Annotated in this window: 22 protein-coding genes; 3 read left to right on the top strand and 19 right to left on the bottom strand. The window is 63.9% G+C overall.

From position 1 onward, the window contains the following. The 4 genes from NR193_RS02295 to NR193_RS02280 all read right to left on the bottom strand — a co-directional run bounded on the left by NR193_RS02295 (position 1) and on the right by NR193_RS02280 (position 5,456). Positions 1–1,665: an alpha-glucosidase family protein gene (locus NR193_RS02295; protein ID WP_256749257.1), complete on the bottom strand. Its 1,665-nt coding sequence runs from the start codon at positions 1,663–1,665 to the stop codon at positions 1–3. Between the two features lie 4 nt (positions 1,666–1,669). Beyond that, positions 1,670–2,824, bottom strand: coding sequence for a carbohydrate ABC transporter permease (locus NR193_RS02290; protein WP_256749256.1), 1,155 nt, complete (start codon positions 2,822–2,824; stop codon positions 1,670–1,672). A 1-nt stretch (position 2,825) separates the two neighbouring features. Beyond that, a complete protein-coding gene (locus NR193_RS02285; protein WP_091586522.1) occupies positions 2,826–3,839 on the bottom strand; it encodes a carbohydrate ABC transporter permease in 1,014 nt (337 codons plus the stop codon). A gap of 261 nt (positions 3,840–4,100) precedes the next feature. Beyond that, positions 4,101–5,456, bottom strand: coding sequence for an ABC transporter substrate-binding protein (locus tag NR193_RS02280; protein ID WP_256749255.1), 1,356 nt, complete (start codon positions 5,454–5,456; stop codon positions 4,101–4,103). 364 nt (positions 5,457–5,820) lie between these two features. Between NR193_RS02280 and NR193_RS02275 the strand changes: the two genes are divergently transcribed. Beyond that, positions 5,821–6,843 (top strand): substrate-binding domain-containing protein, encoded by a 1,023-nt coding sequence (locus tag NR193_RS02275; RefSeq protein ID WP_256749254.1) that lies wholly within the window; start codon positions 5,821–5,823, stop codon positions 6,841–6,843. Between the two features lie 181 nt (positions 6,844–7,024). Here the strand turns inward: NR193_RS02275 and NR193_RS02270 are convergent, their stop codons facing one another. Continuing rightward, positions 7,025–7,933, bottom strand: coding sequence for a LysR substrate-binding domain-containing protein (locus tag NR193_RS02270; protein WP_256749253.1), 909 nt, complete (start codon positions 7,931–7,933; stop codon positions 7,025–7,027). 101 nt (positions 7,934–8,034) lie between these two features. Here NR193_RS02270 and NR193_RS02265 point away from each other — a divergent pair, with 101 nt between their 5' ends. Then, on the top strand, positions 8,035–8,529 hold the full coding sequence (locus tag NR193_RS02265; RefSeq protein WP_256749252.1) for a hypothetical protein: 495 nt from the start codon (positions 8,035–8,037) through the stop codon (positions 8,527–8,529). Positions 8,530–8,540: 11 nt separating this feature from the next. Here the strand turns inward: NR193_RS02265 and NR193_RS02260 are convergent, their stop codons facing one another. From NR193_RS02260 to puuE, 14 genes are all read right to left on the bottom strand, one after another. Beyond that, the gene (locus NR193_RS02260; RefSeq protein ID WP_256749251.1) at positions 8,541–9,989 is read right to left on the bottom strand and encodes a S8 family serine peptidase; all 1,449 of its coding nucleotides are present in this window, start codon (positions 9,987–9,989) and stop codon (positions 8,541–8,543) included. Continuing rightward, complete coding sequence (locus NR193_RS02255) at positions 9,979–10,647, bottom strand: anti-sigma factor (protein ID WP_256749250.1); 669 nt, start codon at positions 10,645–10,647, stop codon at positions 9,979–9,981. The genes NR193_RS02260 and NR193_RS02255 overlap by 11 nt, the downstream gene beginning before the upstream one ends. Further along, a complete protein-coding gene (locus tag NR193_RS02250; RefSeq protein WP_256749249.1) occupies positions 10,644–11,210 on the bottom strand; it encodes a sigma-70 family RNA polymerase sigma factor in 567 nt (188 codons plus the stop codon). Before NR193_RS02250 ends, NR193_RS02255 begins: the two co-directional genes overlap by 4 nt. A gap of 329 nt (positions 11,211–11,539) precedes the next feature. Next, positions 11,540–12,379 carry an alkaline phosphatase family protein gene (locus tag NR193_RS02245; RefSeq protein WP_256749248.1) on the bottom strand — a complete coding sequence of 280 codons (840 nt, stop codon included), beginning with the start codon at positions 12,377–12,379 and terminating at the stop codon, positions 11,540–11,542. A gap of 83 nt (positions 12,380–12,462) precedes the next feature. Further along, entirely contained in the window at positions 12,463–14,052 is a 1,590-nt protein-coding gene (locus tag NR193_RS02240) for an ABC transporter substrate-binding protein (protein WP_256749247.1), read from the bottom strand. A 178-nt stretch (positions 14,053–14,230) separates the two neighbouring features. Next, on the bottom strand, positions 14,231–15,886 hold the full coding sequence (locus NR193_RS02235) for an ABC transporter ATP-binding protein (protein WP_256749246.1): 1,656 nt from the start codon (positions 15,884–15,886) through the stop codon (positions 14,231–14,233). Continuing rightward, on the bottom strand, positions 15,886–16,710 hold the full coding sequence (locus NR193_RS02230) for an ABC transporter permease (protein WP_256749245.1): 825 nt from the start codon (positions 16,708–16,710) through the stop codon (positions 15,886–15,888). Before NR193_RS02230 ends, NR193_RS02235 begins: the two co-directional genes overlap by 1 nt. Positions 16,711–16,720: 10 nt before the next feature. After that, positions 16,721–17,680, bottom strand: a complete 960-nt coding sequence (locus NR193_RS02225; protein WP_256749244.1) for an ABC transporter permease — start codon at positions 17,678–17,680, stop codon at positions 16,721–16,723. A 16-nt stretch (positions 17,681–17,696) separates the two neighbouring features. Further along, positions 17,697–19,283, bottom strand: coding sequence for an ABC transporter substrate-binding protein (locus NR193_RS02220; protein WP_256749243.1), 1,587 nt, complete (start codon positions 19,281–19,283; stop codon positions 17,697–17,699). A 165-nt stretch (positions 19,284–19,448) separates the two neighbouring features. After that, positions 19,449–21,434: a CocE/NonD family hydrolase gene (locus NR193_RS02215; RefSeq protein ID WP_256749242.1), complete on the bottom strand. Its 1,986-nt coding sequence runs from the start codon at positions 21,432–21,434 to the stop codon at positions 19,449–19,451. Positions 21,435–21,517: 83 nt separating this feature from the next. After that, entirely contained in the window at positions 21,518–22,111 is a 594-nt protein-coding gene (locus NR193_RS02210) for a nucleoside deaminase (protein ID WP_256749241.1), read from the bottom strand. A gap of 67 nt (positions 22,112–22,178) precedes the next feature. Further along, entirely contained in the window at positions 22,179–22,670 is a 492-nt protein-coding gene (locus NR193_RS02205) for an ureidoglycolate lyase (protein WP_256749240.1), read from the bottom strand. Next, complete coding sequence (locus NR193_RS02200; protein ID WP_256749239.1) at positions 22,667–23,530, bottom strand: bifunctional allantoicase/(S)-ureidoglycine aminohydrolase; 864 nt, start codon at positions 23,528–23,530, stop codon at positions 22,667–22,669. Before NR193_RS02200 ends, NR193_RS02205 begins: the two co-directional genes overlap by 4 nt. Before the next feature lie 10 nt (positions 23,531–23,540). Beyond that, entirely contained in the window at positions 23,541–24,959 is a 1,419-nt protein-coding gene (puuE, locus tag NR193_RS02195; RefSeq protein WP_256749238.1) for an allantoinase PuuE, read from the bottom strand. A gap of 194 nt (positions 24,960–25,153) precedes the next feature. On the opposite strand from puuE, the gene uraH reads away from it, so the two are divergent. Next, positions 25,154–25,528: a hydroxyisourate hydrolase gene (gene uraH, locus NR193_RS02190; protein ID WP_256749237.1), complete on the top strand. Its 375-nt coding sequence runs from the start codon at positions 25,154–25,156 to the stop codon at positions 25,526–25,528. Position 25,529 lies beyond the last annotated feature (1 nt).

Genomic DNA, 25,529 nt, shown 5'->3' with positions numbered 1-25,529 from the left:
TCAGTCGATGCGCCCGAACCAGGCGCCGTAGCCGCCGAGCTGTATGGAACCGGTGCTCGTCTGGCCCGAAAATCCGTGCCCGGGCAAAGGGTGCAGCGATCGGTCGCCAAGGTCAATCTCGGTCGGCTTGGCTCCCAGATTGAAGACGCAGACGATCTGCTCATTGCCCGCCCGGCGCGTGAAAGCGACCGTGTCGCCCTGGCTTTCGATGAAGGTGATGTCGCCCTTGGCCAGCGCCGGATGGGCGCGCCGGAAGGTGAGAAAGCGCCGGTAGTGCTCGAGCAAGGAGTGATCGTCGCCCTGCTGGACATTGACCGCTTGCGAAAGATGCTTTCCGGGCACCGGCAGCCACGGCTTCGCCGTCGAGAAGCCTCCATTCTTGGCGGCGGCATCCCACACCATCGGCGTGCGACAGCCGTCGCGGCCCTTGAATTCCGGCCAGAAGCGGATGCCATAGGGATCCTGCAGATCCTCGAACCGCAGATCGGCTTCGCCAAGACCGAGTTCCTCGCCCTGATAGATGCAGACCGAGCCGCGCAGGGACATCAGCAGCGCCGAGATGACCTTGAGATAGGCGGTCGGGTCGGCCTCATTGGCGGCCCAGCGCGAGGCCGGGCGCATCACGTCATGGTTGGAAAAGGCCCAGCATGACCAGCCGTCACTGGCGACCCTGCCGAAGGCTTCCAGCACCGAGCGGACCTTGGCCGCGCTGATCTTTTCGGGTGCCAGGAAATCGAAGGAATAGCACATCTGCACGCGCTTGCCGCCGGCGGTATAGGCCGCCACCACTTCCAGCCCGCGCTGCGAATCGCCAACCTCGCCGACGGCTGCTGCTGCCGGGTATTCGTCGAGCAAGGCACGGAACCGCTCGAGGAAACCAAGGTTCTCCGGACGGCTCTTGTCGTAGAGATGGTCCTGGTAATTGTAGGGATTGACCGCCGGCGCCGTCTGGTCGTTGCGCTCCTCCGGCGGCAGCGGCGGGTTGTTTTCCAGACCCTGGCTGTGGAAGTAGAAATTGATGGTGTCGAGCCGGAAGCCGTCGACGCCGCGCTCGAGCCAGAAACGGGTGACGTCGAGTAACGCGTCCTGGACCTGGCGGTTGTGGAAGTTGAGGTCGGGCTGCTCGGCCAGGAAGTTGTGCAGATAATATTGCTGGCGGCTGGTGTCCCATTGCCACGCCGATCCGCCGAAGATCGACAGCCAGTTGTTGGGCGGCGTGCCGTCCGGCCTGGCGTCCGCCCAGACATACCAGTCGGCCTTCGGGTTGGTGCGGCTCGACCGGCTTTCCTTGAACCACGGATGATTGTCGGCGGTGTGCGACAGCACCTCGTCGATCATGACCTTCAAGCCCAGCCTGTGCGCCTCGGCGGTCAGTGCATCGAAATCGGCGAGCGTGCCAAACATCGGATCGACGTCGCAGTAGTCGGTGACGTCGTAGCCGAAATCCTTCATCGGCGACTTGAAGAACGGCGATATCCAGATGGCGTCCGCGCCGAGTGCCGCGATGTAGGGGAGCCGGCCGATGATGCCCCTGAGGTCACCGATGCCGTCGCCGTTCGAGTCCTGGTAGCTGCGCGGATAGATCTGGTAGATCACCGCGCCTCGCCACCAGTCGCGATCGACGGCGAGGTCAGGTTTCGAACGGACTTTCAAAGCGGATTGCATTGTCTCAGCCTCCTTTCACCGAGCCGGCAAGCAGCCCGCGGACGAAATAGCGCTGCAGCGAGAAGAACACGATCAGCGGCACGATGATGGTCACGAAGGCCGATGTCGTCAGGATCTCCCAATCGCCGCCGCGTGAACCAAGCAAGGCATTGAGCTTGGCTGTCAGCACGATCTGGTCTGCTTCCGTACCCAGGAAAACCATCGCCACCAAGAGATCGTTCCATACCCACAGGAACTGGAAGATGGCAAACGAGGCCAGCACCGGAAATGACAGCGGCAGCACGATCTTGACGAAGATCTCGAAATCGCTGGCGCCGTCGATGCGCGCCGATTCCATGATTTCGCGCGGCAGGCCGGCAATGTAGCTGCGCAACAGGTAGATCGCGAAGGGCAGGCCAAAGCCGGTATGGGCCAGCCAGATGCCAAGATAGGTTTTCGACGGCACGCCAAAGAACGAGCCGACGCCGTTGTAGAGCTTCAACAGCGGGATCAGCGACATCTGCAGCGGCACCACCAGCAGGCCGATGATGACCGCGATCAGCAGCGCACGGCCGGGAAAGCGCATCCAGGCCAGCGCGTAGGCGGCAAAGGCGGCGATCAGGATCGGGATGACGGTCGCCGGGATGGTGACGGTCAGCGAGTTCATGAACGAGCGGCCGATGCCTTCGGAAAACAGCACGGTCTTGTAGTTGTCGGTGGTGAATTTCGGCGGCGCCGACGAGGCATAGTAGACGCGCTGACCGCGATCGCCTTCGAACGCCTTGGGCGAGGCCATGACGAAGCTGCCGTCGGCATTGAGTTGCAACGTCACGCCGTCGCCGAGATCGGCGACGCTGCCGGCGGGATATTGCGTGGGCGCCGCCGACTTGACGCCGAAAGCACTGATGTTGCGGGCAGCGCCGTCACCGAAGATGTTGCCCTGAAGGACGAACTTGCCGTCCTTCTGGACTTGCGTCGAGGCGGCCGGCAGGCGGCCGGCTTCCGTCTGGGTGGAACTGGAGAACGAATTCCACCAGCCCGAGGCGATGATCTGGTCCTTGACGCGCAGCGACGAGACCAGGATGCCGAGCGTCGGGATGGTCCAGATGGCGACGAAGACAAGGACGGCGATGTGGACGCCAAAGCGGCTGGCGAAGGAATTTCCGGTCGCGACGGCCATCTCAATGTCCTCCCGTCTCTTTGTTTGCCTGGCGGATGTTCCAGACCATGATCGGAATGACCGCGATCATGATGATGATGGCGATGGTGGCGCCACGGCCGAAATCGCCGCCGCCGCGGAACATCCAGTCGAACATCAGATTGGCCAGCACCTGGCTGTTCCACTGGCCATTGGTCATGGTCAGCACGATGTCGAACACCTTGAGCACCAGGATGGTGATCGTCGTCCAGACGACGGCGATGGTGCCCCAGATCTGCGGCACCATGATCTTCCAGAAGATCTGGAACGGGTTGGCGCCGTCGATGACGGCGGCTTCCAGCGTCTCCTCCGGAATGCCGCGCAAGGCGGAAGACAGGATGACCATGGCAAAGCCGGTCTGGATCCAGATCAGGATGATCATCAGGAAGAAATTGTTCCAGAACGGCAGCGATATCCAGACCTGCGGCTGGCCGCCGAAATGCTGGATGATGGCGTTGAGGATGCCGATCTGCGTCTGGCCCTCGCCGCGATACTCGTAGATGAATTTCCAGATCACGCTGGCGCCGACGAAGGAGATCGCCAGCGGCAGGAAGATCAGGCTCTTGGCGATCGTGCCCCACCAGATCTTGTCGGTGAGCACGGCGATGATCAGCCCGAGGAAGGTGCAGGCGGCCGGCACCACCGCCAGCCAGATGATGTTGTTGAGGATCGAGTTGCGGAACTCGCGATCGCCGAACGCCCATTCATAGTTGGCGAAGCCGACGAAATTGGCGCCGCCGCGATCGAGGAACGACAGCCGCAGCGTCTCGACCACCGGGTAGATCAGATAGATGGTCAGGATGATCATTGCCGGTCCGACGAACAGCCATGGCCTGATCAGCCCCTGCCGGCGCAGATTGTCGATGGCGGCGGCACCGGCGACGCCGCGCGACGGGAATATCAGGTCGACCAGCTTGTTGGCGCCCCAGAAATAGGCGACGCACCCGCCGACCCCGACGATGATGACGAATATGGCCGAGAAAATCTGAGACGCCATGGGTTCCTCCCCCTGCGCATGATCCACCAAGGTTGAATGACCTTGGTGACGGGACCAGGCGCCGATTCAGTTGTGTGGAGCGCGATCGGCCGCGGAACGTTTCTCGCGTGCGGATCGCGCTTCATGTCGATGCGCTCATGACGAAAGGCCGCGGCGCGGGCCGCAGTCGGGTCCGGGCCGGCTAGGCCCGGATCCAGTGCGAGAATGAAAGGCTCGGACGTTCGGTGGCCGAGCCCGACCGGCCGCCTACTTGCCGGCTGCCTACTTGATCGCGTCCCAGCTCTTCTGGATGTCGGTGGCGACATCCTGCGCCGACTTGCCGCCGACCAGGTCGATCATGCCGGTCCAGAAGGCGCCGGCGCCGATCTTGCCCGGCATCAGGTCGGAGCCGTCGAAGCGGAAAGTCGAGGCATTGGCGAGGATCTCGCCCTGCTTCCGCAGCGCGTCGCTGGCATAGGCAGCCTTGTTGACCGCCTTGAACGGCGTCACGAAACCGCCCTCGGCCATCCAGATCTCGTGCGCGAGCGGCATCTTCAGGAATTCGATGAAGGCGCGCGCGGCCTTGGAGTCCTTGGTGATCATCGCCAGCGTGCCGGCGCCGAGCACGGGCGTGCCCAGGTCAGGCTTGGAGGCATAGGGCGGGAAGTAGAAGAAGTCCGCGTCCTGGCCGACCTTGGTGCCTTCCGGGAAGAAGGTCGGGATGAACGATGCCTGATGGTGCAGGTAGCATTTCGGCGGCACCGAGAAGAGGCCCTTCGGGCTGTCGCGGAAATCGGTCGCCGCAACCGCCTTGGCGCCACCATCGACCATCTTGTCGTCGGTCGCGATCTTGCCGAAGATGTCGATGGCGTTGACCACCGCCGGATCGTTGAACGGGATCTCGTTCTTCACCCACTTGTCGTAGACGTCGGGCGTCTGGGTCCGCAGCATCAGGTCTTCGACCCAGTCGGTCGCCGGCCAGCCGGTGGCGCCGCCGGAGCCAAGCCCGATGCACCACGGCTTGCCGCCATCGGCGATGATCTTCTTCTCGAGATCGGCGAGTTCTTCCTGCGTCTTGGGAACCGTGTAGCCGGCTTCCTTGAAATTGTCCGGCGAGTACCAGACCAGCGACTTCACGTCGGCCTTGTAGGGGAAAGCGAAGAAGCCCGGCTTGCCGTCCTTGTCCTTGAAGGTGCCGAGATCGACCCAGGACTGGCCGGCGCCGTAATTGTCCTTGACCCATTTGGCGGTATCGTCGCCGAGCGGCGTCAGCAGGCCCTTCGACGCCAGGTCCTGGATCAGGCCCGGCTGCGGCAGCACGGCGATGTTGGGCGGGCTGCCGGCCTGCGTGTCGATGACGATCTGCTGTTCGTAGTTCTCCGAGGAGGAGTATTTGATCTCGACGCCGGTGGCTTCCGAGAAATAGTCGAGAACGCCGCGCACCAGGCCTTCGTCCTCGCCGCGCCATGGCCCGAAGATGGTCAGCGTCTCGCCCTTGAGATCGACTTTCTTGAGCTCTTCGAAATTCGCCCAGTCGAAGCGGGGATCCTCGCCCGGCTTGAACTTCAGTTCGGCCTGCGCGGGCACGTTCAGGGCGAGCGTGACAAACGCGGCGCCCAGCAAAAGCATTTTCTTCATCGGTATTCCTCCCAGTGGGTCACACACACACCGGACGGAACCTCCATTCCGTCCGCCGACGCCGAAGGACTGTGACTCACTCGGAAAGGAACCGCAACCTTTCGGAGAGTCTTCCAAAGCGCTTTGGCTTTTTTGATCTCGCCATTGAATCGCTTGGAAGTCAAGAGGGTGATGTGCTAATCGATTTAATTTGCGGCCATTCGACGTCAAAAAGTGCGGTGCAGCATGCTTTTATGGCGGTGCAGCAGCAATTTTTGTTTCAAATCTGGTCAAACCACCCTTATGGTTGATCATGGCGTCGCCGTGCTGCCGTGGCGTCTTGGCCAATTCAATTTAAAAGCGCTTTGAGGCGCGGAGACCTGCTGTGAACCTCAAGCAGCTCGCCCATATGCTGGCGCTTTCACAGACCACGGTAAGCCGCGCGCTGAACGGCTATCCCGAGGTCAACGAGGAAACGCGCCGGCGGGTGATGGACGCCGCCAAGCGCCACGGCTACCGCCCCAACCCGAGCGCGCGCCGGCTGGCGACGGGCAAGACCGGCATGATCGGCTATGTCCTGCCGACCGGTGCATCCGTCGACATCGATCCGCATTTCGTCGAATTCCTGTCAGGGCTCGGCGACTACGCCCGTTCGCACGAGCTCGACCTGGTGCTGTCGCCGGCCGACGCCGACGACCAGGAAACGACCTACCGGCGCATCGTCGCCAACCGGCAGGTCGACGCCGTCTACATCTCCTCGCCAAGGCCCGCCGACCGGCGTGTGGCGCTGGTCAACACGCTTGGCATTCCCTTCATCGTGCACGGCCGCAGCGAAGGTTTCGATTTCGACTATCCTTTCACCGACATCGACAATGAGGGCGCCTTCCACGAGGCAGCCAGGCTTCTCATCCAGCTTGGTCACCGCCGGCTGGCGCTGATCAATGGCGACGATCGCGAGACCTTCGCCATCCATCGCGAGCGCGGCGTGCGCCGGGCCCTGGCGGCAAGTGGCCTGGAACTGGGCGAGCGCCATGTCTGTTCGGTGGCCATGACCGAGGAGAACGGTTATCGCGCCACCCGGCGTCTGCTGGAAGAGGGCGACGCGCCGACGGCGATCGCCTGCTCCAGTCTGATCATGGCGCTCGGCGTCGTGCGCGCCGTGCGCGACCTCGGCCTGACCATCCCCGGCGACGTGTCGCTGATCGCCCATGACGATGTCTTTCCCTGGCTGAGGCCTGAGAACTTTTCCGTGCCGCTGTCGACGACGCGCTCATCCATCCGCCTCGCTGGCGCGCGTATCGCCGAACGGCTGGCGGCACGGATTTCCGGCCTGGAAGAGGGGGCCCGCGGCGAGGTCTGGCCTGTCGACCTGGTGGTCAGGGGATCGGTCGCCGGCGCGCCGGCCTGAGGGGTCAAGACTCGATCACTCTGAACGACGCAGGTCGATCATCAGCGGCTGCTGGCAACCCGCAGCGGCGACCTCTCTTGGCTCGTAGCCGGCGTGTCGCGTTGGCCAGCGGATTGCCATGCGTCCTGGTTGCCGGAAGTCGTATTCCGCGAGGAAGGGGTTCCGGCATCCATTCATTGTCTCAGGTCGCGGATTTGAGGTGATCGATGAAGGCGCGCAGCTTCGGCAGGACCTGGCGCTTGCCGGGATGATAGAGGAAGACGCCCGGCGTCGTGGCGGCGACGCCGTCCAGCACCGGCTTGAGCTTTCCTTCGGCTATCGCACCTTCGGCTACCGGTCGAGGCGTCTGCGCCAATCCGACGCCTTGTATCGCGGCCCCGAGCAATGTCGGATAGTCGTGCGCGATCAGCGGGCCCGAGACCATCGCCTCGATCTCCCCGTTGCCGTCGACGAAGGACCACGGCGCGACGGCGCCGTTCGAGCGGCGCAAGCGCAGGCAGGCGTGGTGGCGCAGGTCCTCGACACGCTCGGGGCAGCCGTGGCGCTCGAGATAGTCCGGACTGCCGACGACGACGAACGTGAACGGCGGCGTGAGCCGCACCGCGATCATGTCCGGTGCGATGAACTGGCCGAGGCGGATGCCTGCATCGAACCCGCCGGTCGCGAGATCGACCATCTCGTCGCTGGCGGCGATCTCCAGTTCGATCTCGGGATAGGCTCGGCAGAACGACGCGATCATCGGCTCCAGGATCAGCGGCACGACGGCGCGGGGCACGGACAGGCGCAGCAGCCCGGTCGGCCGTTGGCCGACGTCGCGGGCGGCCTCGCCGGCTGCGACGAGTTCCTCGAAGGCAGGACCGGCACGATCGAGGAACCGCTGGCCAGCCTCGGTCAAGCCGACGCTGCGCGTCGTGCGGGCGAACAGCGCCGCGCCAATGCGAGCTTCCAGCGCGCGCACCGCTTGGCTCACGGCGGATGGCGTCACGCCGAGATCAGCGGCGGCACGGCGGAAGTTGCGGCGCCTGGCGACAGCCAGGAACACCTCGACACCCTCCAGTGCACCATGCCGGACTGTGTAGTTCTGCTTCATGGGTTGTTGTGATTACAGCGGATAGTCGAACTATGGAAGCAGGCCTAGGTAGTCGCTTGAAGCTCGCGGACAGAGCAAGCCAACTGCCGAGAGGAGGCCAGATGCCCACGGAAGTGTTGTTCCAAATCCATCTCGTTCTGGGCTATGTCGCGTGGCTGCTTTGCTTCGGCGCATACGGTCTGCCGTGGCTGGGCTCGATGGACCGGGTCGCTACGCAACGTGCTATCGCCACTCTGCACAGCTTCCGCTTCTTCGGCCTCGTCTTCCTCCTTCCGGGCGTCGTAAGCCCCGATCTGCCCGCCGGCTTCGCTGTGTTCGCCGCCTATGGCGACTTCGCAACGGGGGTGCTGGCCATGCTGGCGCTGCTCGCGGTGAGGGTACCTCAGCTGTTCTGGCCGTTCGTCGTCGCCTTCAATCTCGTAGGGACGGTCGACCTCATCGTGGACTATTACCACGCCATCCAGGTCGGCCTTCCTGCACGCGCGGGTGAACTGGGCGCCACCTACGCGATTCCGATCATCTACGTCCCGCTGCTGATGATCACGCACATCGCTGCATTCTATTTTATGGTCCGTCCCCGGCAGAACCCGAACTAAGCCGCCGCAGACTACTCTTTGGCCGCCTCGGCCGCCTTCGTATCCAGCAGCCCATAGCCGAAGTCATTGTCGCGCCCCTTGGGGCCGAGATCTTTCGCCGTTGCCGCCAGCGCCTTTTCGATGTCGTCGGCCGAGCGGTCGGGTGCGGCATGGAGCAGGTTGGCGATGGCGCCGCTCACGATCGCCGCCGCGAACGAGGTGCCGGTGACCACGTCCGAGCCGGCGCCGCTCGGCGCCACCATCTCGACGCCGGGCGCCGAGATGAAGACATAGGCGCCGCGATTGGCCTGCGGCATCAGCCCGTCCCTGGCATCGGTGGCGGTCACCGCGATGACGCCGTCGAAGGCGGCCGGATAGCCGTAGGGCGCTTTCGGCCCGTTGTTGCCGGCCGCCGCCACCAGCACCATGCCGAGCGCCCGCGCATTGCGGCAGGCGGTGCCGAACAACTCGTTCTTCGGGCCGACGAAGCTCATGTTGATGATGCGGACGTCCTGGTCAGCCGCCCAGTCGAGCGCCGACAGGATGACGTCCATGGTCGACTTGCCGCCCTCGAAGGCGCGGGCATGGTAGATCCTGGCGCCCGGGGCCATGCCTTCCAGCGCGCCTACCCCGGCTATCAGGCCGTCGACCGAAGTGCCGTGATCGCGCTTTTCGATCGGCACGTCGGGCATGGCGTCGAACTGTCCGGCGATGACGCCGGCCAGCGCCGGGTTGGTCTCGTCGATGCCGGTATCGATCACCGCGATGCGGACGTTCTCGCCGCTGGCCTGTTTGGAGTCGAGGGCGATACGGTCGAAGGCATAGTTGACAATGCTGGCGGCCTGCTGCAGCGAATAGACATGGTTGGGCTCACGCCGCTGGGTGCGGCCGTCGGCGGCAAGCTGCGCCAGCACGACGCCGACGGGGCGGCCATCGGGAATGCCGAAGCGCACCAGCGTGGTGCCAAGCAGTCTCGACTGGCGCTGCGAGCGCACCTGCAGGCCGAAGGAAGCGGCGATCTGCTGCACGGCGCCGGCATCGCCGTCGACGGTCACCAGCACCTCGTCGGGCACGAAATCGCCGACCACCGCGCGCGGTGGCTGGACGGCGATGAGATCGGTCGGCGAGACGATCGGGCCGCCCACTGGCGGACCGGCCTGCGTGTCGGCAGGCGGCGTCGCCGGGTCTGGCCGTGGCGTCGGCACCGGTGCCGGAGGGGCGCCCGGATTGGGGAACAGGTCGACGATCAGGGCGGGAAGAAAGACCGCCCCTGCCGCGGCAGGACCCCCGCCGCCAGCACCATCGCTGCCGCCGCTGCCGTTCTTGGCGCAGTCGGCGCCGGCCGCATTGGTCCCGTTGCGGCAGTCGATTTTCGTCGGGTCAGGATTGGCGGCGTTGGTCTGCGCCGACGCAGGCGCGGCAGCGATTGTCATCGCCGCCGCAAGGATTGCCGCAAATCGAATGACCGCCTCAGCCGCCATCAACCGGTTTCCTTCCCTCGATCACAGTGTCAGTGAAAGGCTGGGCGGCAATAAGGCCGAGTTGCTTGGTGTAGTCGGCTGCGGTGGCGGCCGGGATGCCAAGCCGGAACACGCCGTCGGCGGTCGGTCCACCGACGATCTTCAGCCCGTTGCCGCCGAGGAAGCCCGCAATCTCCGACATCTTCGCGTCCGGCTTGAACTTGACCAGGGCGAACGGCATTTTTGCCAGATCGTCTTGTGCACCGGCAATCTCGAAATTGCCGCTCTTGCCGCCGGGGTTGAGGAGCGACTGCACCATGATCAGCGCCAGGAGCACCGCCGCCGCCGCCCAGGCGACGCCGGCCGGCACTGCCATGAAGCGGCCCCAGGCCTGCGCCAGCCAGGACGAGCCCGCCGGCCTGCGCACGGGCCCGGCCTCGGCGTCGAGCGCCCTGGCGAAGCGGCTGAGCGCATCGGCCGGCGGCCGGATCGCTTCGTTGGCGGCCGTGGTGCCGGAGAATTCGGCTTCCGCCTCGCCAAGGGCGGCAAGCGCGGCCGGATCGCTGGCCAGCCATTCCTCGACGGCTTCCAGGTCCGAACCTTCCAGCGAGCCGTTCAGGTAGAACGGCAGCAGCGTTTCCATTTCGTCGCGGCGCGACATCTTCTCAGCGGCGCTCATGGCCACCCCCTGTCGTAACCGGCGGCCTTGAGGGCCTCGCCGAGTTTCTTGCGGGCGTAGAACATCCGGGTCTTGACGGTCGCGACCGGGATGCCGAGCACCTCGCCGATCTCGGTCACCGACTGCCCGTGATAATAGGCAAGGTCGATCACCGTGCGATGCTCTTCGGGCAAGGCGTCGACGAAGCGGCGCAAGGCGGCGGCCTTGTCCTCCTTCATGGTGACGACTTCCGGCGTGTCGGCGCCGTCGGGCACCGCGGCGGCGGCCTCGTCGTCGATCCAGTCTTCCTTCTTCTTGCGCAACAGGGACAGCGCCTTGAAACGGGCGATGCCGAGCAGCCACGTCGAGACTTCGGAGCGTCCCTCGAAGCCTGGCGCCTGGCGCCATAGCTCGAGAAACACTTCGTTCGCGATATCGTCAGCCATCATTTCCGATCCCGTCTGGCGCGCCACGAAGCGGTAGACCCGCGCGTGGTGACGCATGAACAGGAGCCGCACGGCGGCACGGTCGCCCTTCGCGACCCGGTCGACAAGCGCGCGATCGGTTTCCGTCGCTGCCGTCATGGCCGGTCGAGCCGCCTGGCTCCTGTCTGCTCTGTCGCTGATCGGCCCAAAAAGGTTCATCCTCCGCCAAGGAATTCTGGGGAGGCTAACCGAAGAGCGCGGACGTTGCCAGAGCTGCGCCTTTTTCCTTCTCCACCTGTGGGAGAAGGTGGATCGGCGCGCAGCGCCGAGACGGATAAGGGGTGCTGGACGGATCGATACGTTGAAGAAATAAGCGCTTCAAATCCCTCAATATTTTCATGTTGGAGTTTCTTCCAACACCCCTCATCCGTCTTGTCGCTTCGCGACAATCCACCTTCCCTCACAAGGGGGAGAAGGAAAGAGGGCACTCAGCTCAGAAACGGCTTCGCCTTCATCGTCGCCGGCACGGGCACCCCGAGGCGGCTCAAGATGGTTGGCGCCAGCTGCAGCTGGTCGAGCAGCGTGTCGGCCTGTGGGCCTTGGCCTGGGCCGAAATAGTACAACGCGAAATCCTGCATCTCGTCGTCATGGCCGCCATGGTGGCCACGATCGGTCTGGCCGTGGTCGGCGGTGACCATGACCTCGTAGCCGGCTTCGATCCAGCGCGGCAGGAAAGCCGCCAGCATGCCGTCCATCGCATAGACGGCATGGTCCATCTCGTGGCAGTCGTGGCCGAAGCGGTGGCCCATCGAGTCCAGCGTGCAGGTGTGCAGGATGCCATAGTCGATGCCGTGGCGCCTGGTCAGCATGGTCAGCGTCGCGAACAGGTCGATGTCGCTCGGCGTCATCTGGTTGCGGGCGTTGTAGCCGGTCATGGTGTGGAACCGGCCATGCGTGATCGGCCCGTCAGGCTCGTCGAACTCCATGTCCTCGACCAGGTCGAACGGATAGGCGCGGAAGAATTCCGACCAATAGGAATGGGTGACGGCGCCGGTCTTGCCGCCGGCCTTGCTGACCTCGGAGAAGATATCGGGTTGCCCGACGCGGAAGCGGTTCTCGTTGGACAGGATGCCGTGCACCTGGGGCGAAACCCCGGTGTGGATCGAGGCGTAGCAGCAAGCCGAGGTCGACGGCAGCACCGAGCGCATCTTCCAGACCCTGGCCTCACCCGATTGCACCCAACCCTCGAGATTGCCCATCAGACGGCGCCAGTTCCTGTAAGGCACGCCATCGAGGATGATCAGCAAGAGCTTGGATTTGAGCGCCATGGGCTGCTCCATGCGGTTGTCGGTTGAAACGAACGCGCCGCGTGTCATGCGGACACGCGGCGTTTTTCAGGATAACCCTGATGTCAGGCGTTCAGCCAGCACTCAGCCAACGCATAACCATCCATCATTTCGCCAATCGGGCTCTTGGCGAAGCCGCCGATCTTGTTGGTGGCGGCGGCGTCGATGAACTGGTTGAAGAAGGGCACGATCAGGCCGCCTTCATCACGCATCATCACCGCCATGTCGTGGTAGATCGCCTTGCGCTTGGCCTGGTCGAGCTCGCCGCGCGCCGCAAACAGCATCTTGTCGAATTCCGGCCGCTTGAAGCGCGTGTCGTTCCAGTCGGCGGTCGAAACGTAGCCGGTGGAGTACATCTGGTCCTGCGTGGCGCGCCCACCCCAGTAGGAGAGCGAGAAGGGCTGCTTGTTCCAGACTTCCGACCAGTAGCCGTCGCCGGGCTCGCGCTTGATCTCGATCTTGATGCCCGCCTTGGCGCAGGACTGCTGGTAGAGCTGGGCGGCATCGACGGCGCCAGGGAAGGCGACATCCGAGGTGCGCAGCACGATCGAGCCGCTATGGCCGGATTTCTTGTAGAGCGCTGCTGCCTTTTCCGGATCGAACTTGCGCTGTTCGATGTCGCTGGAAAACAGCGGATAGGCTTCGTTGATCGGGAAGTCATTGCCGACCGAGCCATAGCCGCGCAGGATCTTCTCCAGCATCTCGTCGCGGTCCATGGCGAGTTTCAATGCCATCCGCAGGTCGTTGCTGTCGAAGGGGGCGGTGTCGCAAAACATGTTGAACGGGTAGTAGCCCTTGCCCGACACGTTCTCGATGGTGACGCCGGGAATGCGCTTGACCAGGTCGACCACCTTGGGCTCGACGCGGTTGATCATGTGCACCTGGCCGCCCTGCAGGGCGGCCAGCCTTGCGGTCGCGTCGTTGATGACGACGATCTCGATCTGGTCGGCATGGCCCATCTTGTCGCCTTGCCAGTAATTGGCGAAGCGCTCGCCGCCATGGCGCACGCCCGGCTGGTTGACGGCGATCTTGTAGGGGCCGGCGCTGATGCCGGCATTCGGATTGTCCTTGCCGCCATTCGGCTGGATGACGAGATGATAGTCGGCCATCAGATAGGGGAAGTCGGCATCGGCGTCGCCAAGCGTGACGATGACTTCCTTGCCGCTCGCCTTGACGCCCTTGATGTTCTTGAGGATGCCGAGCGCGCCCGACTTCGATTTCTCGTCGGCATGGCGTTCGATGGTGGCGGCGATGTCTTCCGCGGCGACGGTCTTGCCATTGTGGAATTCGATGCCGTCGCGCACCTTGATCGTCCAGGTCTTGGCGTCCTTGGCGGCGCCGATCTCTTCGGCGATCATGTTTGTCAGGCTGTTGTCCGGCATCAGCCTGACCAGGTATTCGCCCCATTGCTTGCCGAAACTATAGGTGACCTGGCTGAGGTTGAGCGCCGGATCGAGGCTGTTGGTCGATTCGCCACCTTGCAGGCCGGCCTTGAGGATGCCGCCCTTGACCGGCGCCTGCGCGAAGGCTTTTCCCGCCAGCGTGGTCGCCAGCGCCGCCGATACGCCCAGTGCCGCGGTGCGGCCGAGGAAGTCGCGGCGCGATATCCGCCCCTGGCCGGCGAGTTGAGCGAGATGGTCGAGTTCAGTCTTCATTTTTCTACCCCCTTTGAAACAATTTCACACGAGCGGCGCCCGCCCAGAAGGACGTGTGGCGCTGGAGTGTTGCATGCGGATGACGGCGGCCGTCTTCCCTGGCCGGCGGATCAGGTCCATCCCTTTGTTTTGGCGCAATTCCCTAGGCAAAGCGCTACGCGCTTTTCCTGGAATTGTTCTAGTTCCCCGCGCTGGCCATGCGCCGTCCCTTGATCGCTTTTTCCAGCCAGCCGATCTCCATCTCCGGGACCGATGACAAGAGAAGGTCGGTATAGGCGTCGAAGGGCGGCGTCAGCACCTTGCTCTTCGGTCCATAGCGTACCACCTCGCCGCGATACATCACCGCGATCGAATCGGCGATCGACTTCACCGTGGCGAGGTCATGGGTGATGAACAGATAGGCGACGTTCTCCTCCTTCTGCAGCTCGAGCAGGAGCTCGAGGATGCCGTGCGCCACCAGCGGATCGAGCGCCGACGTCACCTCGTCGCAGATGATCAGCTTTGGCTTGGCGGCAAGCGAACGGGCGATGCAGACGCGCTGCTTCTGCCCGCCCGACAGCTCGGCCGGATAGCGGTCGATGAAACCCTTGCCCATCTCGATCTTGTCGAGCAACTCGGCGACGCGCGCGTCGCGCTGCTTGCCGCGCATGCCGAAATAGAACTCCAGCGGCCGGCCGATGATGGTGCCGACGGTCTGGCGCGGGTTCATTGCCACATCGGCCATCTGGTAGATCATCTGCAATTGGCGCAGATCCTCCTTCGGCCGGTCGGCCAGCCGGTTGGCCAACGGGCGCCCGTCGAAGGTCACCGTGCCCTGTTCGGGCGGCAAAAGCCCTGTGATGGCGCGCGCCAGCGTCGACTTGCCCGAACCGGATTCGCCGACGACGGCCAGCGTCTGGCCTGGATAGATGTCGACCGAGACGTTCTTCAGCACCTTGACGTGGCCGCCGCCGTAAGCGGCGGTGACGTTCTTCACCGACAGGAAGGGCGTCGTGCCTGGCTTCTGTTCGGCATGTTCGATCTCGTGCACCGACACCAGCGCGTTGGTGTATTCCTGGCGCGGCTCCTTGATGATCTGGCGGGTGCCGCCCCATTCGACCAGCCGGCCATGGCGCAGCACCATGATCTCGTCGGAGACCTGGGCGACGACGGCAAGGTCATGGGTGATGTAGAGCGCCGCGACATGGGTGTCGCGGATGGCGTCCTTGATCGCCGCCAGCACGTCGATCTGCGTCGTCACGTCGAGCGCCGTCGTCGGCTCGTCGAAGACGATCAGGTCCGGCTCGGAGCACAGCGCCATTGCCGTCATCACGCGCTGCAACTGGCCGCCCGAGACCTGGTGCGGAAAGCGTTCGCCGATGGTTTCCGGGTTCGGCAGGCTGAGCTTCTTGAACAGCGCGACGGCGCGCTTTTCGGCTTCCGCGCGAGTCGCCGTGCCGTGCAGGAGGGTGGCCTCCACCACCTGGTCCATCAGCTTGTGCGCCGGGTTGAAGGCGGCCGCCGCCGACTGCGCGACATAGCAGACCTCGCGGCCGCGCAGCTTGCGGAAGCCTTCCTTGCCACCCTTGAGGATGTCACGGCCGTTGAGGATGACCTCGCCGCCGGTGATGCGCACGCCGCCGCGGCCATAGCCCATCGACGACAGGCCGATGGTCGACTTGCCGGCGCCTGATTCACCGATCAGCCCCAGCACCTTGCCCTTCTCCAGCGTCAGCGATACGTCGTGGACGAGGGTGATCGTCTTCGGCGGCTCGCCGGGCGGGTACACGGTGGCCTCGATGCGCAGATTGCGGATGTCGAGCAGCAGGCCAGGCTTCGCTTTGCTGTCGGCCATCACCCGCGTCCTCCCTTCAGGCTTGTCGTACGGTTGAGCACCCAGTCGGCGACAAGGTTGACCGAAATCGCCAGCATGGCGATCGCCGCCGCCGGGATCAGTGCGGCCCCGATGCCGAAAACGATGCCGTCCTTGTTTTCCTTGACCATGCCACCCCAGTCGGCATCCGGCGGCTGCACGCCAAGGCCGAGGAAGGACAGCGTCGACAGGAACAGCACGGCATAGATGAAGCGCAGGCCGAGTTCCGAAACCAGCGGCGACAGCGCGTTGGGCAGGATCTCGCGGAAGATGATCCAGCCGCTCCCTTCGCCGCGCAGCTTGGCCGCCTCGACATAGTCCATGACATTGATGTCGACGGCGACCGCTCGCGACAGGCGATAGACACGGGTCGAATCGAGAATCCCCATCACCAGGATCAGCGTCACCAGGTTGGACGGCAGCACGGAGAGCACGACGAGGCCCATGATCAGCGTCGGGATCGACATCAGCAAGTCGACGAGACGCGACAGCAGCGTGTCGAACCAGCCGCCGAACACCGCCGCCGAGAAGCCGAGGATGGCGCCCAGCGAGAACGACAGCGCTGTGGCAAGCACGGCGATGAACAGGGTGATGCGGGCGCCGTAGATCATGCGCGAGAGCAGGTCGCGGCCGAGATTGTCGGTGCCCAGCCAATGCGTCGCCGACATCGGTTCCCAGACGTCGCCGACGATCTCGCCATTGTCGTGCGGCGCGATCCACGGCGCGAAGATCGCCGCCAGGACGAACAAGGCGGTCAGGATTATGCCGATCAGCGCCGGGATGGGGATGCGTTTGATATCGAGCATACCCGCTCCCTTACTTTGGATGCCGAAGGCGCGGATTGGCGACGATCGCCGCGATGTCCGCGATGATGTTCAGGCTGATATAGACGGCGGCGAAGATCAGGCCGACGGCCTGAACCACCGGCACGTCGCGCTTGGTGACGTGGTCGACGAGATATTGCCCCATGCCGGGATAGACGAAGATCACCTCGACCACGACGACGCCGACGATGAGATAGGCGAGGTTGAGCATGACGACATTGATGATCGGCGCAATCGCGTTGGGGAAGGCATGCTTGCGGATGACGTTGAAGGCCGACAGGCCCTTCAGTTCCGCCGTCTCGACATAGGCCGACTGCATGACGTTGAGGATCGCCGCGCGCGTCATGCGCATCATGTGGGCGAGCACCACCAGCGTCAGCGCCGTCGCCGGCAAGGCGATCGCCTGCATGCGCTCGCCGAACGGCATGTCGTCATAGACGGTCGAGATGCCCGGGAAGATCTGCCATTTCACGGCAAAGAAATAGACGAGCACGTAGCCGATGAAGAATTCGGGGAAGGAGGTCGACGCGAGCGCCAGTCCGGAGATCAGCTTGTCGACCCAGCCATTGCGGTAGCGCACCGCGATCAGGCCCAGGATGATCGCCAGCGGTACCGCGACGATCGCCGCCCAGAAGGCAAGGAACAGCGTGTTCCACAACCGTCCCTTGATCGACGTGGCGATATCCTGCCCGCTTGACATCGCCGTGCCGAGATCGCCGGTCACCACGCCGCCGAGCCAGCGGAAATACCTGATATAGGCCGGGTCGTTGAGCCCGAGCTGCTCGCGCAGATTGGCGAGCGACTCCGGCGTCGCCGATTGTCCGAGAATGGCTTGCGCGACGTCGCCGGGCAGGATCTGGGTGCCGGCGAAAATCAGGACCGAAACGGCCAGCAGCAGGAGAATGCCCAGCGCGATGCGCTGGGCAATTAGCTTCAGGATGGGTGAAGACATATCCGCAAAGCCGGGCTCAAGCCTGGAGCCAGCACTTCGCCAGGGCGTACCCGTTCATCAATTCCTGATGCGGATCATCGACCCAACCGTCGACCTTGGCGCCGGTCGCGTCGATGAACTGGTTGAACATCGGCAGGATCAGACCACCTTCGTCGCGCACCATGACGGCCATGTCGTGGTACATCGCCTTGCGCTTGGCTTCGTCGAGCTCGGCGCGCGCCGCCAGCACCATCTTGTCGAAATCGGGACGCTTGAAGCGCGTGTCGTTCCAGTCGGCCGTCGACAGATAGGCGGTCGAATACATCTGGTCCTGCGTCGAGCGGCCGCCCCAGTAGGAGGCGCAGAAGGGCTGCTTGTTCCAGACTTCCGACCAGTAGCCGTCGCCCGGCTCGCGCTTGATCTCGAGCTTGATGCCGGCCTTGGCCGCACTCTGCTGGAAGAGCTGCGCGGCGTCGACGGCGCCGGGGAAGGCGACATCCGAGGTGCGCAGCAGGACCGAGCCGTCATGCCCCGACTTCTTGTAGTGGAACTTGGCCTTGTCGGGATCGTACTTGCGCTGCTCGATCTCGGTGAACAGCGGGTAGGCCGCGTTGATGGGGAAGTCGTTGCCGAGCGAGCCGTAGCCGCGCAGCACCTTGTTCAGCATCTCCTCGCGGTCGATCGCCAGCTTCAGCGCCATGCGCAAATCGTTGTTGTCGAACGGCGCCGTGTTGCAATGCATGATGAAGACGTAGTGGCCGGGACCGGAATGGTTGCGGATGGTCACGCCCGGCACCCGCTTGATCAGGTCGACGATCTTCGGCTCGACGCGGTTGATCATGTTGACCTGGCCGCCCTGCAGGGCCGCCGTGCGCGCCGTCGCATCATTGATGACGATGATCTCGATCTGGTCGGCATGGCCCATCTTGTCGCCCTGCCAGTAGTTGGCGAAGCGTTCGCCGCCATGGCGCACGCCGGGCTCGTTGGTGGTGACCTTGTAGGGGCCAGCCGAGATGCCGGCGTCGGCCTTGTCCTTGCCGCCATTGGGCTGGACGATCAGGTGATAGTCGCTGAGCAGGTAGGGAAGATCGGCATTCGGCTCCTTCAGCGTCAGCACGACTTCCTTGCCGCTGGCCTTGATGGTCTCGATGCCCTTCATGTAGCCGAGCGCACCCGACTTCGACTTTTCGTCCGAATGGCGCTCGAGCGTGGCGGCCACGTCCTCGGCGGTCACGGTCTTGCCATTGTGGAATTCGACGCCGTCGCGGATCTTCAGCGTCCACACCTTGGCGTCGTCGGAGGAGCCGATCTCCTCGGCGATGCGGTTCTCGAGCTTGCCCTCCGGCGACAGCTCGACGATCATTTCACCCCACATCTTGCCGAAGGCGAACGGCACTTGCGTCATGAACAGGGCCGGGTCGAGGCTGTTGGTGGATTCGCCACCGACCAGGCCGGCCTTGAGCGTGCCGCCCTTGACCGGGCCAGCCGCGCGCGCCGCACTTGAAAGCAGCGAGTTGGCGAAGGGCGCGGTGACGCCGAGCGCCGCCGCCCGGCCGAGAAAATCACGACGGCTCAGTTTGCCCGACGCGACACGCCGGCTCAGGAATTCCAGTTCGTTAGACATGTTGAGTTCCTCACTCTGTTGGTTCGACTCTGCGGCCGATTTTCTTGTTTCTTGTGAGGAGAATAATGACCGCAAGGGAAAGCGGTAAGCAAGACGGAATGCGACATGCCGTGGCGTAAATCGCACGTCGCATTTGGACCAATGACAGCGAGCCGCAATCGAGGCTCAAAGGAGTGCGCGCGGCACCTTTTCCTCGAAATTGCGCTCGAAGACGAGAGTTTCGCCCTCATAGGCTTCGATTCTGGCACTGACGATGAAGTTTTTCGCGTCGGATCGCATCTCCGCCGATGTCTCCGTGCGCACCGACCATCCATTTCGCGACAGGGTTTGCGTCCAGTGCGTCTTTCCCGAGGCCGACAGCGGATCGTCGGGATGGATCGTCCAGGTCTCGCGGGCAATGCTGCCATTGGCCAGGCCATGAGCGAGATCGCGCACTTCGCCGAAATCATCCGTAATGGAAAGCGTGACAATTCCGGTCTTCTCGTCGCGGTCGACATGGCGCTCGGAACTGGTGGCGCGGATGGTTTCCGTTGCCCAGGGGGTGGCGCCTTCCGGTTCGGCGAACGTCACTTCGTCGCCTGTCGCCAACGGGCGCAATGGCAAGGACAGCGTCGCGGCCGACATGGTGAGCTGAACCGGTTCCGGCGATGGCCAGATCATCGGCCAATAGGCGTTCGACACGGCAATACGCAGGTGGTGGCCAGCCGGCACGCGGTAGGCGCATTGATCGAGCACCACGCTCGCCGACACGATTTCGCCGGGCACCAGCGCTTGCGGGAATTCGTGCGAGTTGCGGTGCGTCAGGTTGAGCACGCCGTAGGAGATCAGTTCCGACGCGCCATCCGGGTGCACGTCGCACAGCCGGATCGCGATGTTGGCCTGCGGGCGGTCGGAGGATACCCGCACCTCGACTTCGGGCGCGCCGACGATGTCGATCGCCGCACTGAGTTCCGGCTGGTCGAAACTCACCGACAGCGCATCGTCGGGGCGCTGGTCGCCCGGCAGTTCCGGACCGAAGGTGAACGGAAAATACTCGCCACCCGCAAGGCCGCAGCTCTGCGGCGAGGCGACGATCGCCGCCTTGCTGCCCTCGGGGATCAGCGCGATCACTTGCGTCTTGATGGTGGGCGACGGCCATTGCTCCTCCGCAACCCAGCGGCCCGGCCGCTCTGGGTGCCAGCGCGCCGGGCGCACGCTGTCCATCACATAGGCGCGGTAGGCCGGGTCGGCTTCGACACCGGTGTCGATACCCTTCAGCCAGCGGTCCCACCAGCGCAGCGCTTCCTGCAGGAAACCGATGGCGGGCTTGGGCGCCGCGTAGTGTGGGTATTTGTGGATCCAGGGGCCAATGATGCCCTTGACCGGGGCTTCGATGTTGGTGGCGAGATGCGAGACGGTGTTGCGGTAGCCGTCATGCCAGCCGCCGATCGACAGCACCGCCGCGTGGACGGTGGAAAAATCTTCGCAGATCGAGCCGCGTTTCCAGTAGGCGTCGCGGTGCTGATGCTTCAGCCATAGCGGCGCCAGGAAGGGCTGGTTCTCCAGCCTTGTCAGCCACAGATCGCGCCACCTGACGTCGCCGGCCAAGAGCGGGTCCGGCGGCCGCGACGAATAGGAGAGCATCGTCGAGGCCCAGCCGAAATTCTCGATCAGCAGGCAGCCGCCCTTGTAGTGGATGTCGTCGGCATAGCGGTCGACGGTCGAGCACAGGCTGATCACCGCCTTCAGCGCCGGCGGCTGCTTGGCCGCCACCTGCAGGCAGTTGAAGCCGCCCCAGGAAATGCCCATCATGCCGACATTGCCATTGCACCAGGGCTGGCTTGCGGCCCAGGCGATGACGTCGCAGGCGTCCTGCAATTCCTGCTCGGAATATTCGTCGTCCATCAACCCTTCGGAATCGCCATTGCCGCGCATGTCGACGCGGATCGAGGCATAGCCGTGGCCGGCAAAATAGGGATGCGTCAGCTGATCGCGAAAAATGGTGCCGTCGCGCTTGCGGTAGGGCAGGTGCTCGAGGATCGCCGGCACTGGATCATCGCCCGCATCCTCCGGCATCCACACCCGTGCCGACAGCCGGCAGCCGTCGGGCATGACGATCGCCATGTCCGGAAATTCGACGACCTTGCGGGGAAATTCGATGACGGTTTTCATGGCGGGACTCCAGGATCGCCAGATGATGGAGCCGGTGGGGTCGCGTCGTGGGCCAGCCAACGAATTCGGCTGGTCAATCCGCGTCAATTCAGCGGAATGTCGTTTTCGGCCTTGCTCGCCTGGTAGGCCTCCGACAATTCGTCATAGCGGGAGGAAATCCTGCCGATGCGCGTTTCCAGACGCTGGCGCTCGGCGTCGGGCAGCGACCGCACCAGCTTGCGGATGGAAAAGCTCTTCCAGTAGGCATTCTCGGCATTGTAGCCGCCGGGGTCGAGGGTGAAGACCTCCTTCAGAATCCTGAGATCATGCGGGATGGCAAAGCTGTCACGCGAATCCTCGTGGCTGAACAAATAGTAGAAATTGTCGAAGCCGGTCCAGGTGATCGCCGACAGGCACAGCGAGCAGGGTTCGTGCGTGGCGAGGAAAATGGCGTCCCTGGTATCGACGCGCTCGGCCTTCGGTATTTCGTAGAAACGCTTCAGGCAATGCACCTCGCCATGCCAGAGCGGGTTTTCCATCTCGTTGTTGGTCTCGGCCAGCACCAGCGAACGGTCATCCTTGCGCAGTATCGCCGCGCCGAACAGCTTGTTGCCATGGGTAACGCCTTCTGCCGTCTTCGGCACGATGTCGTGCTCGATGACGTCGAGCAGGCGGTCGATCAGTGAAATGTCGGTCATTATCGGGTCTCCTGCTGCATGTCGCCCAAAAGTGCCCCGGCTTTGGGGTAACGACATGCACAAAGAATTATGGGAGATGGATCTCGTAGGCGTGCGAGAAATGGAATTCTTCGAGATTGGAGCCGTCGCCGCCGCGGTCGACGATCAGGAAATCCTGCGTCTCGCCGATCGGCGTCAGCACGCCGTGCCAGAGATTGCGGGAATAGTTGATGCCTTGTCCGGGTGCGGTGATGAACGCGTGCGGCTCGCCGGGCCCCTCGTCGCCGTCATGGCAGACGACGACCAGGAACGGACGCGGCGACAGCGGGATGAAGGCCTGGCTGCCAAGGGGGTGGCGCTCGACCATGCTCAACTTCAGCGGCAATTCGTAAGGCGTGCCGCGCACCATCGAGATCAGCACGCGGGCGTTCGGCCCTGCCGCTTCCGCGGTGGCGAGATCGTGGTAGCGTTCGGCCTTACCGCCATTGATGGGGTAGTGATTGCCGCCGCTCATGTCGATGACGTCGCCGAACGCGGCAAAGCTCTCACGGGTCAGCGGCCGCGCGACGATGCGGGTCACCGCGCGCGTTCCCCGAGGCCGGCCCCGCCGAGCTTGGCGTGCCGGTTGACGTCCTTGTAGAGCAGGTAGCGGAATTTCCCAGGGCCGCCGGCATAGCAGGCCTGCGGGCAGAAGGCGCGCAGCCACATATAGTCACCGGCCTCGACCTCGACCCAGTCCTGGTTGAGGCGGTAGACCGCCTTGCCCTCCAGCACATAGAGGCCGTGTTCCATGACATGGGTCTCGGCGAAGGGAATGACGGCGCCCGGCTCGAGCGTGACGATGGTCATATGCATGTCATGGCGCAAATCGGCAGGATCGACGAAACGCGTCGTTGCCCAGCGGCCTTCGGTGCCGGGCATCGGGCTCGGCGCGATGTCCTGTTCATTGATGAAGAAGGCTTCGGGCGTATCGAGGCCGTCGACGGCTTCGTAGGCCTTGCGAACCCAGTGGAAGCGGACATCGGCCTTGCTTTCGTTGCGAACCGTCCAGCCGCTTGCCGGCGGCAGGAAGGCAAAGCCGCCGGGCCTCAAACCATGCTTCTTGCCGGCGAGCAGAACCGTCAGTTCGCCCTCGACCACGAACAGGGCGCCCTCGGCACCGGCATCGGGTTCCGGCCGCTCGCTGCCGCCGCCGGGCTCGATCTCGACGATGTATTGCGAGAACGTCTCGGCAAAACCGGACAGCGGTCGCGACAAGATCCAGACGCGGGTCTTGTCCCAGAACGGCAAGGCGCTGGTGACGATGTCCTGCATCACACCCCGGGGGATGACGGCATAGGCCTCGGTGAAGACGGCGCGCCCGGTCAGCAGCTCGTTCTGGCCGGAATGGCCGCCATGCGGCGCGTAATAGGTTCGCTCGGGCATCCTGATCGTATCCATGGGTTCAAACCTATTGTGGAAGCATGTCCTTGAGGCGCAGCAGCGCTATGCGCTCGACCTGTTTGCAGGCGGTCTCGAATTCGACGCCGCGGCTGTTGCCGATGCGCGTTTCGAACTCCGCCAGGATTTCCTCCTTGGTCTTGCCCTTCACCGCGATGATGAAAGGGAAGCCGAAGGTGGTGACGTAGGCGGCATTGAGCTTGGAGAACAGTTCGCGCTCCTTGTCGGTCAGCGCGTCGAGGCCCGCCGAGGCTTGTTCCCTGGTCGATTCCGCCGTCAACCGCTTGGCCTTTGCCAGTTTGCCGGCAAGGTCGGGATGGGCGTTGAGCACGCCGAGCCGCTCGATCTCGCTTGCGGCGCGGAAGATGCGGCAAAGCGCATTGTGCAGGCCGCCCGAGGTGTCGTGCGCCGGGCCCAGTTCCAGTTCATAGGCCCGTTCGGCGATCCATGGCGAATGCTCGAACACGCCGCCGAAGGTGTGAACGAAGGTCTCGAATTCCATCTTCGACGGACGCAGTGCCGCCGGCTGGTAAGGATTGACCTCTTGCCAGTGCCTGGCGATATCGATGCGCCGCGCGAGCCAGACCTTGTCGTGCGACTTCACATAGTCGACGAAGCGCTTCAGCGCCGCCACCCGGCCCGGCCGCCCGACGAGGCGGCAATGCAGGCCGATGTTCATCATGCGCGGCCGCCCTTCCTTGCCCTCGGCATAGAGCGTGTCGAAACTGTCCTTCAGATAGGCGAAGAACTGGTCGCCCGAATTGAACCCTTGCGGCGTGGCGAAGCGCATGTCGTTGGCGTCGAGCGTATAAGGAATGATGAGCTGACTGCCGCCCTGATGCTCGAACCAGTAAGGCAATTCGTCGTCATAGGTGTCCGACACATAGTCGAAGCCGCCTTCTTCCGCCGCCAGCCGCACCGTGTTGACCGAGGTGCGGCCGGTGTACCAGCCGGTTGGGCGTGCCCCCGTCACCTCGTAATGCAGCTTGATCGCCGCTTCGAGATCGCGGCGCTCGTCCTCGGCGCTGTGGTCGCGGTAGTCGATCCATTTCAACCCATGCGAAGCGATCTCCCAGCCGGCTTCCTGCATCGCCGTGACCTGGTCGGGCGACCGGGCGAGCGCGGTGGCGACACCGTAGCAGGTTACGGGCACCTTGGCCTCGGTGAACAGGCGATAGAGCCGCCAGAAGCCGGCGCGGGCGCCGTATTCGTAAATCGATTCCATGTTCCAGTGGCGCTGGCCGACCCAGGGTGCGGCGCCGACGATTTCCGACAGGAAGGCTTCCGAAGCCTTGTCGCCATGCAGCACGCAGTTCTCGCCGCCTTCCTCGTAGTTGACGACGAACTGCACGGCGACATGCGCACCGCCGGGCCATTTCGGATCCGGCGGATTGGCTCCGTAGCCGCGCATGTCCCGTTCGTAACGCATTGTCACTCCTGCCGGATATTGTGATGAGGATAGTCGAAAGGGTTGCCTGCGCATTCCCCCGAAAATTTTTGAAAGTGTTTTTGTCGCGCTCCGCTCGACCGGGACTTATGCATGGCCTTTAATTGGCGCACAATTCATCACTATGTTCGATTGTATCGGGCCAATTCGTTCATACTGGAAATGGGAGGCGGCCAATGGCAGAAACGTCGAAAGCCGATGGCGGGCGTCTGACGACCCATGTCCTCGACACGGCGACCGGCAAGCCGGCGGCGGGACTGTCGATCGCGCTTTTTCATCTCAACGGCGACGCGCGGATACATCTGAAGACTGTTGTCACCAATGCCGATGGCCGTTGCGACGCGCCGCTGCTGGCGGGCGCGGAATTTCGCACCGGCGAATACGAACTGGTGTTCGCCGCCGGCGACTATCTGCGGCGGCAGGGCACAAAGCTGCCGGAGCCGGCCTTCCTCGACAGCGTGCCGATCCGCTTCGGCATGGCCGAGCCGGTGCACTACCATGTGCCGCTGCTCGTCTCGCCCTACGGCTATTCGACTTACAGGGGGAGCTGAG

This window comes from Mesorhizobium sp. Mes31 (assembly GCF_024519675.1).
GTDB lineage: Bacteria > Pseudomonadota > Alphaproteobacteria > Rhizobiales > Rhizobiaceae > Mesorhizobium.
The sequence above is the reverse complement of the archived record's forward strand: the minus strand, read 5'-3'. Positions and strand labels throughout refer to the sequence as shown.

Bases quoted from the DNA above. Each gene is read 5' to 3' on its own strand.
- NR193_RS02295 (WP_256749257.1), bottom strand. From the start codon at position 1,665: ATGCAATCCGCTTTGAAAGTCCGTTCGAAACCTGACCTCGCCGTCGAT.
- NR193_RS02290 (WP_256749256.1), bottom strand. From the start codon at position 2,824: ATGGCCGTCGCGACCGGAAATTCCTTCGCCAGCCGCTTTGGCGTCCAC.
- NR193_RS02285 (WP_091586522.1), bottom strand. From the start codon at position 3,839: ATGGCGTCTCAGATTTTCTCGGCCATATTCGTCATCATCGTCGGGGTC.
- NR193_RS02280 (WP_256749255.1), bottom strand. From the start codon at position 5,456: ATGAAGAAAATGCTTTTGCTGGGCGCCGCGTTTGTCACGCTCGCCCTG.
- NR193_RS02270 (WP_256749253.1), bottom strand. From the start codon at position 7,933: ATGAAGCAGAACTACACAGTCCGGCATGGTGCACTGGAGGGTGTCGAG.
- NR193_RS02265 (WP_256749252.1), top strand. From the start codon at position 8,035: ATGCCCACGGAAGTGTTGTTCCAAATCCATCTCGTTCTGGGCTATGTC.
- NR193_RS02260 (WP_256749251.1), bottom strand. From the start codon at position 9,989: ATGGCGGCTGAGGCGGTCATTCGATTTGCGGCAATCCTTGCGGCGGCG.
- NR193_RS02255 (WP_256749250.1), bottom strand. From the start codon at position 10,647: ATGAGCGCCGCTGAGAAGATGTCGCGCCGCGACGAAATGGAAACGCTG.
- NR193_RS02250 (WP_256749249.1), bottom strand. From the start codon at position 11,210: ATGACGGCAGCGACGGAAACCGATCGCGCGCTTGTCGACCGGGTCGCG.
- NR193_RS02245 (WP_256749248.1), bottom strand. From the start codon at position 12,379: ATGGCGCTCAAATCCAAGCTCTTGCTGATCATCCTCGATGGCGTGCCT.
- NR193_RS02240 (WP_256749247.1), bottom strand. From the start codon at position 14,052: ATGAAGACTGAACTCGACCATCTCGCTCAACTCGCCGGCCAGGGGCGG.
- NR193_RS02235 (WP_256749246.1), bottom strand. From the start codon at position 15,886: ATGGCCGACAGCAAAGCGAAGCCTGGCCTGCTGCTCGACATCCGCAAT.
- NR193_RS02230 (WP_256749245.1), bottom strand. From the start codon at position 16,710: ATGCTCGATATCAAACGCATCCCCATCCCGGCGCTGATCGGCATAATC.
- NR193_RS02225 (WP_256749244.1), bottom strand. From the start codon at position 17,680: ATGTCTTCACCCATCCTGAAGCTAATTGCCCAGCGCATCGCGCTGGGC.
- NR193_RS02220 (WP_256749243.1), bottom strand. From the start codon at position 19,283: ATGTCTAACGAACTGGAATTCCTGAGCCGGCGTGTCGCGTCGGGCAAA.
- NR193_RS02215 (WP_256749242.1), bottom strand. From the start codon at position 21,434: ATGAAAACCGTCATCGAATTTCCCCGCAAGGTCGTCGAATTTCCGGAC.
- NR193_RS02210 (WP_256749241.1), bottom strand. From the start codon at position 22,111: ATGACCGACATTTCACTGATCGACCGCCTGCTCGACGTCATCGAGCAC.
- NR193_RS02200 (WP_256749239.1), bottom strand. From the start codon at position 23,530: ATGGATACGATCAGGATGCCCGAGCGAACCTATTACGCGCCGCATGGC.
- puuE (WP_256749238.1), bottom strand. From the start codon at position 24,959: ATGCGTTACGAACGGGACATGCGCGGCTACGGAGCCAATCCGCCGGAT.
- uraH (WP_256749237.1), top strand. From the start codon at position 25,154: ATGGCAGAAACGTCGAAAGCCGATGGCGGGCGTCTGACGACCCATGTC.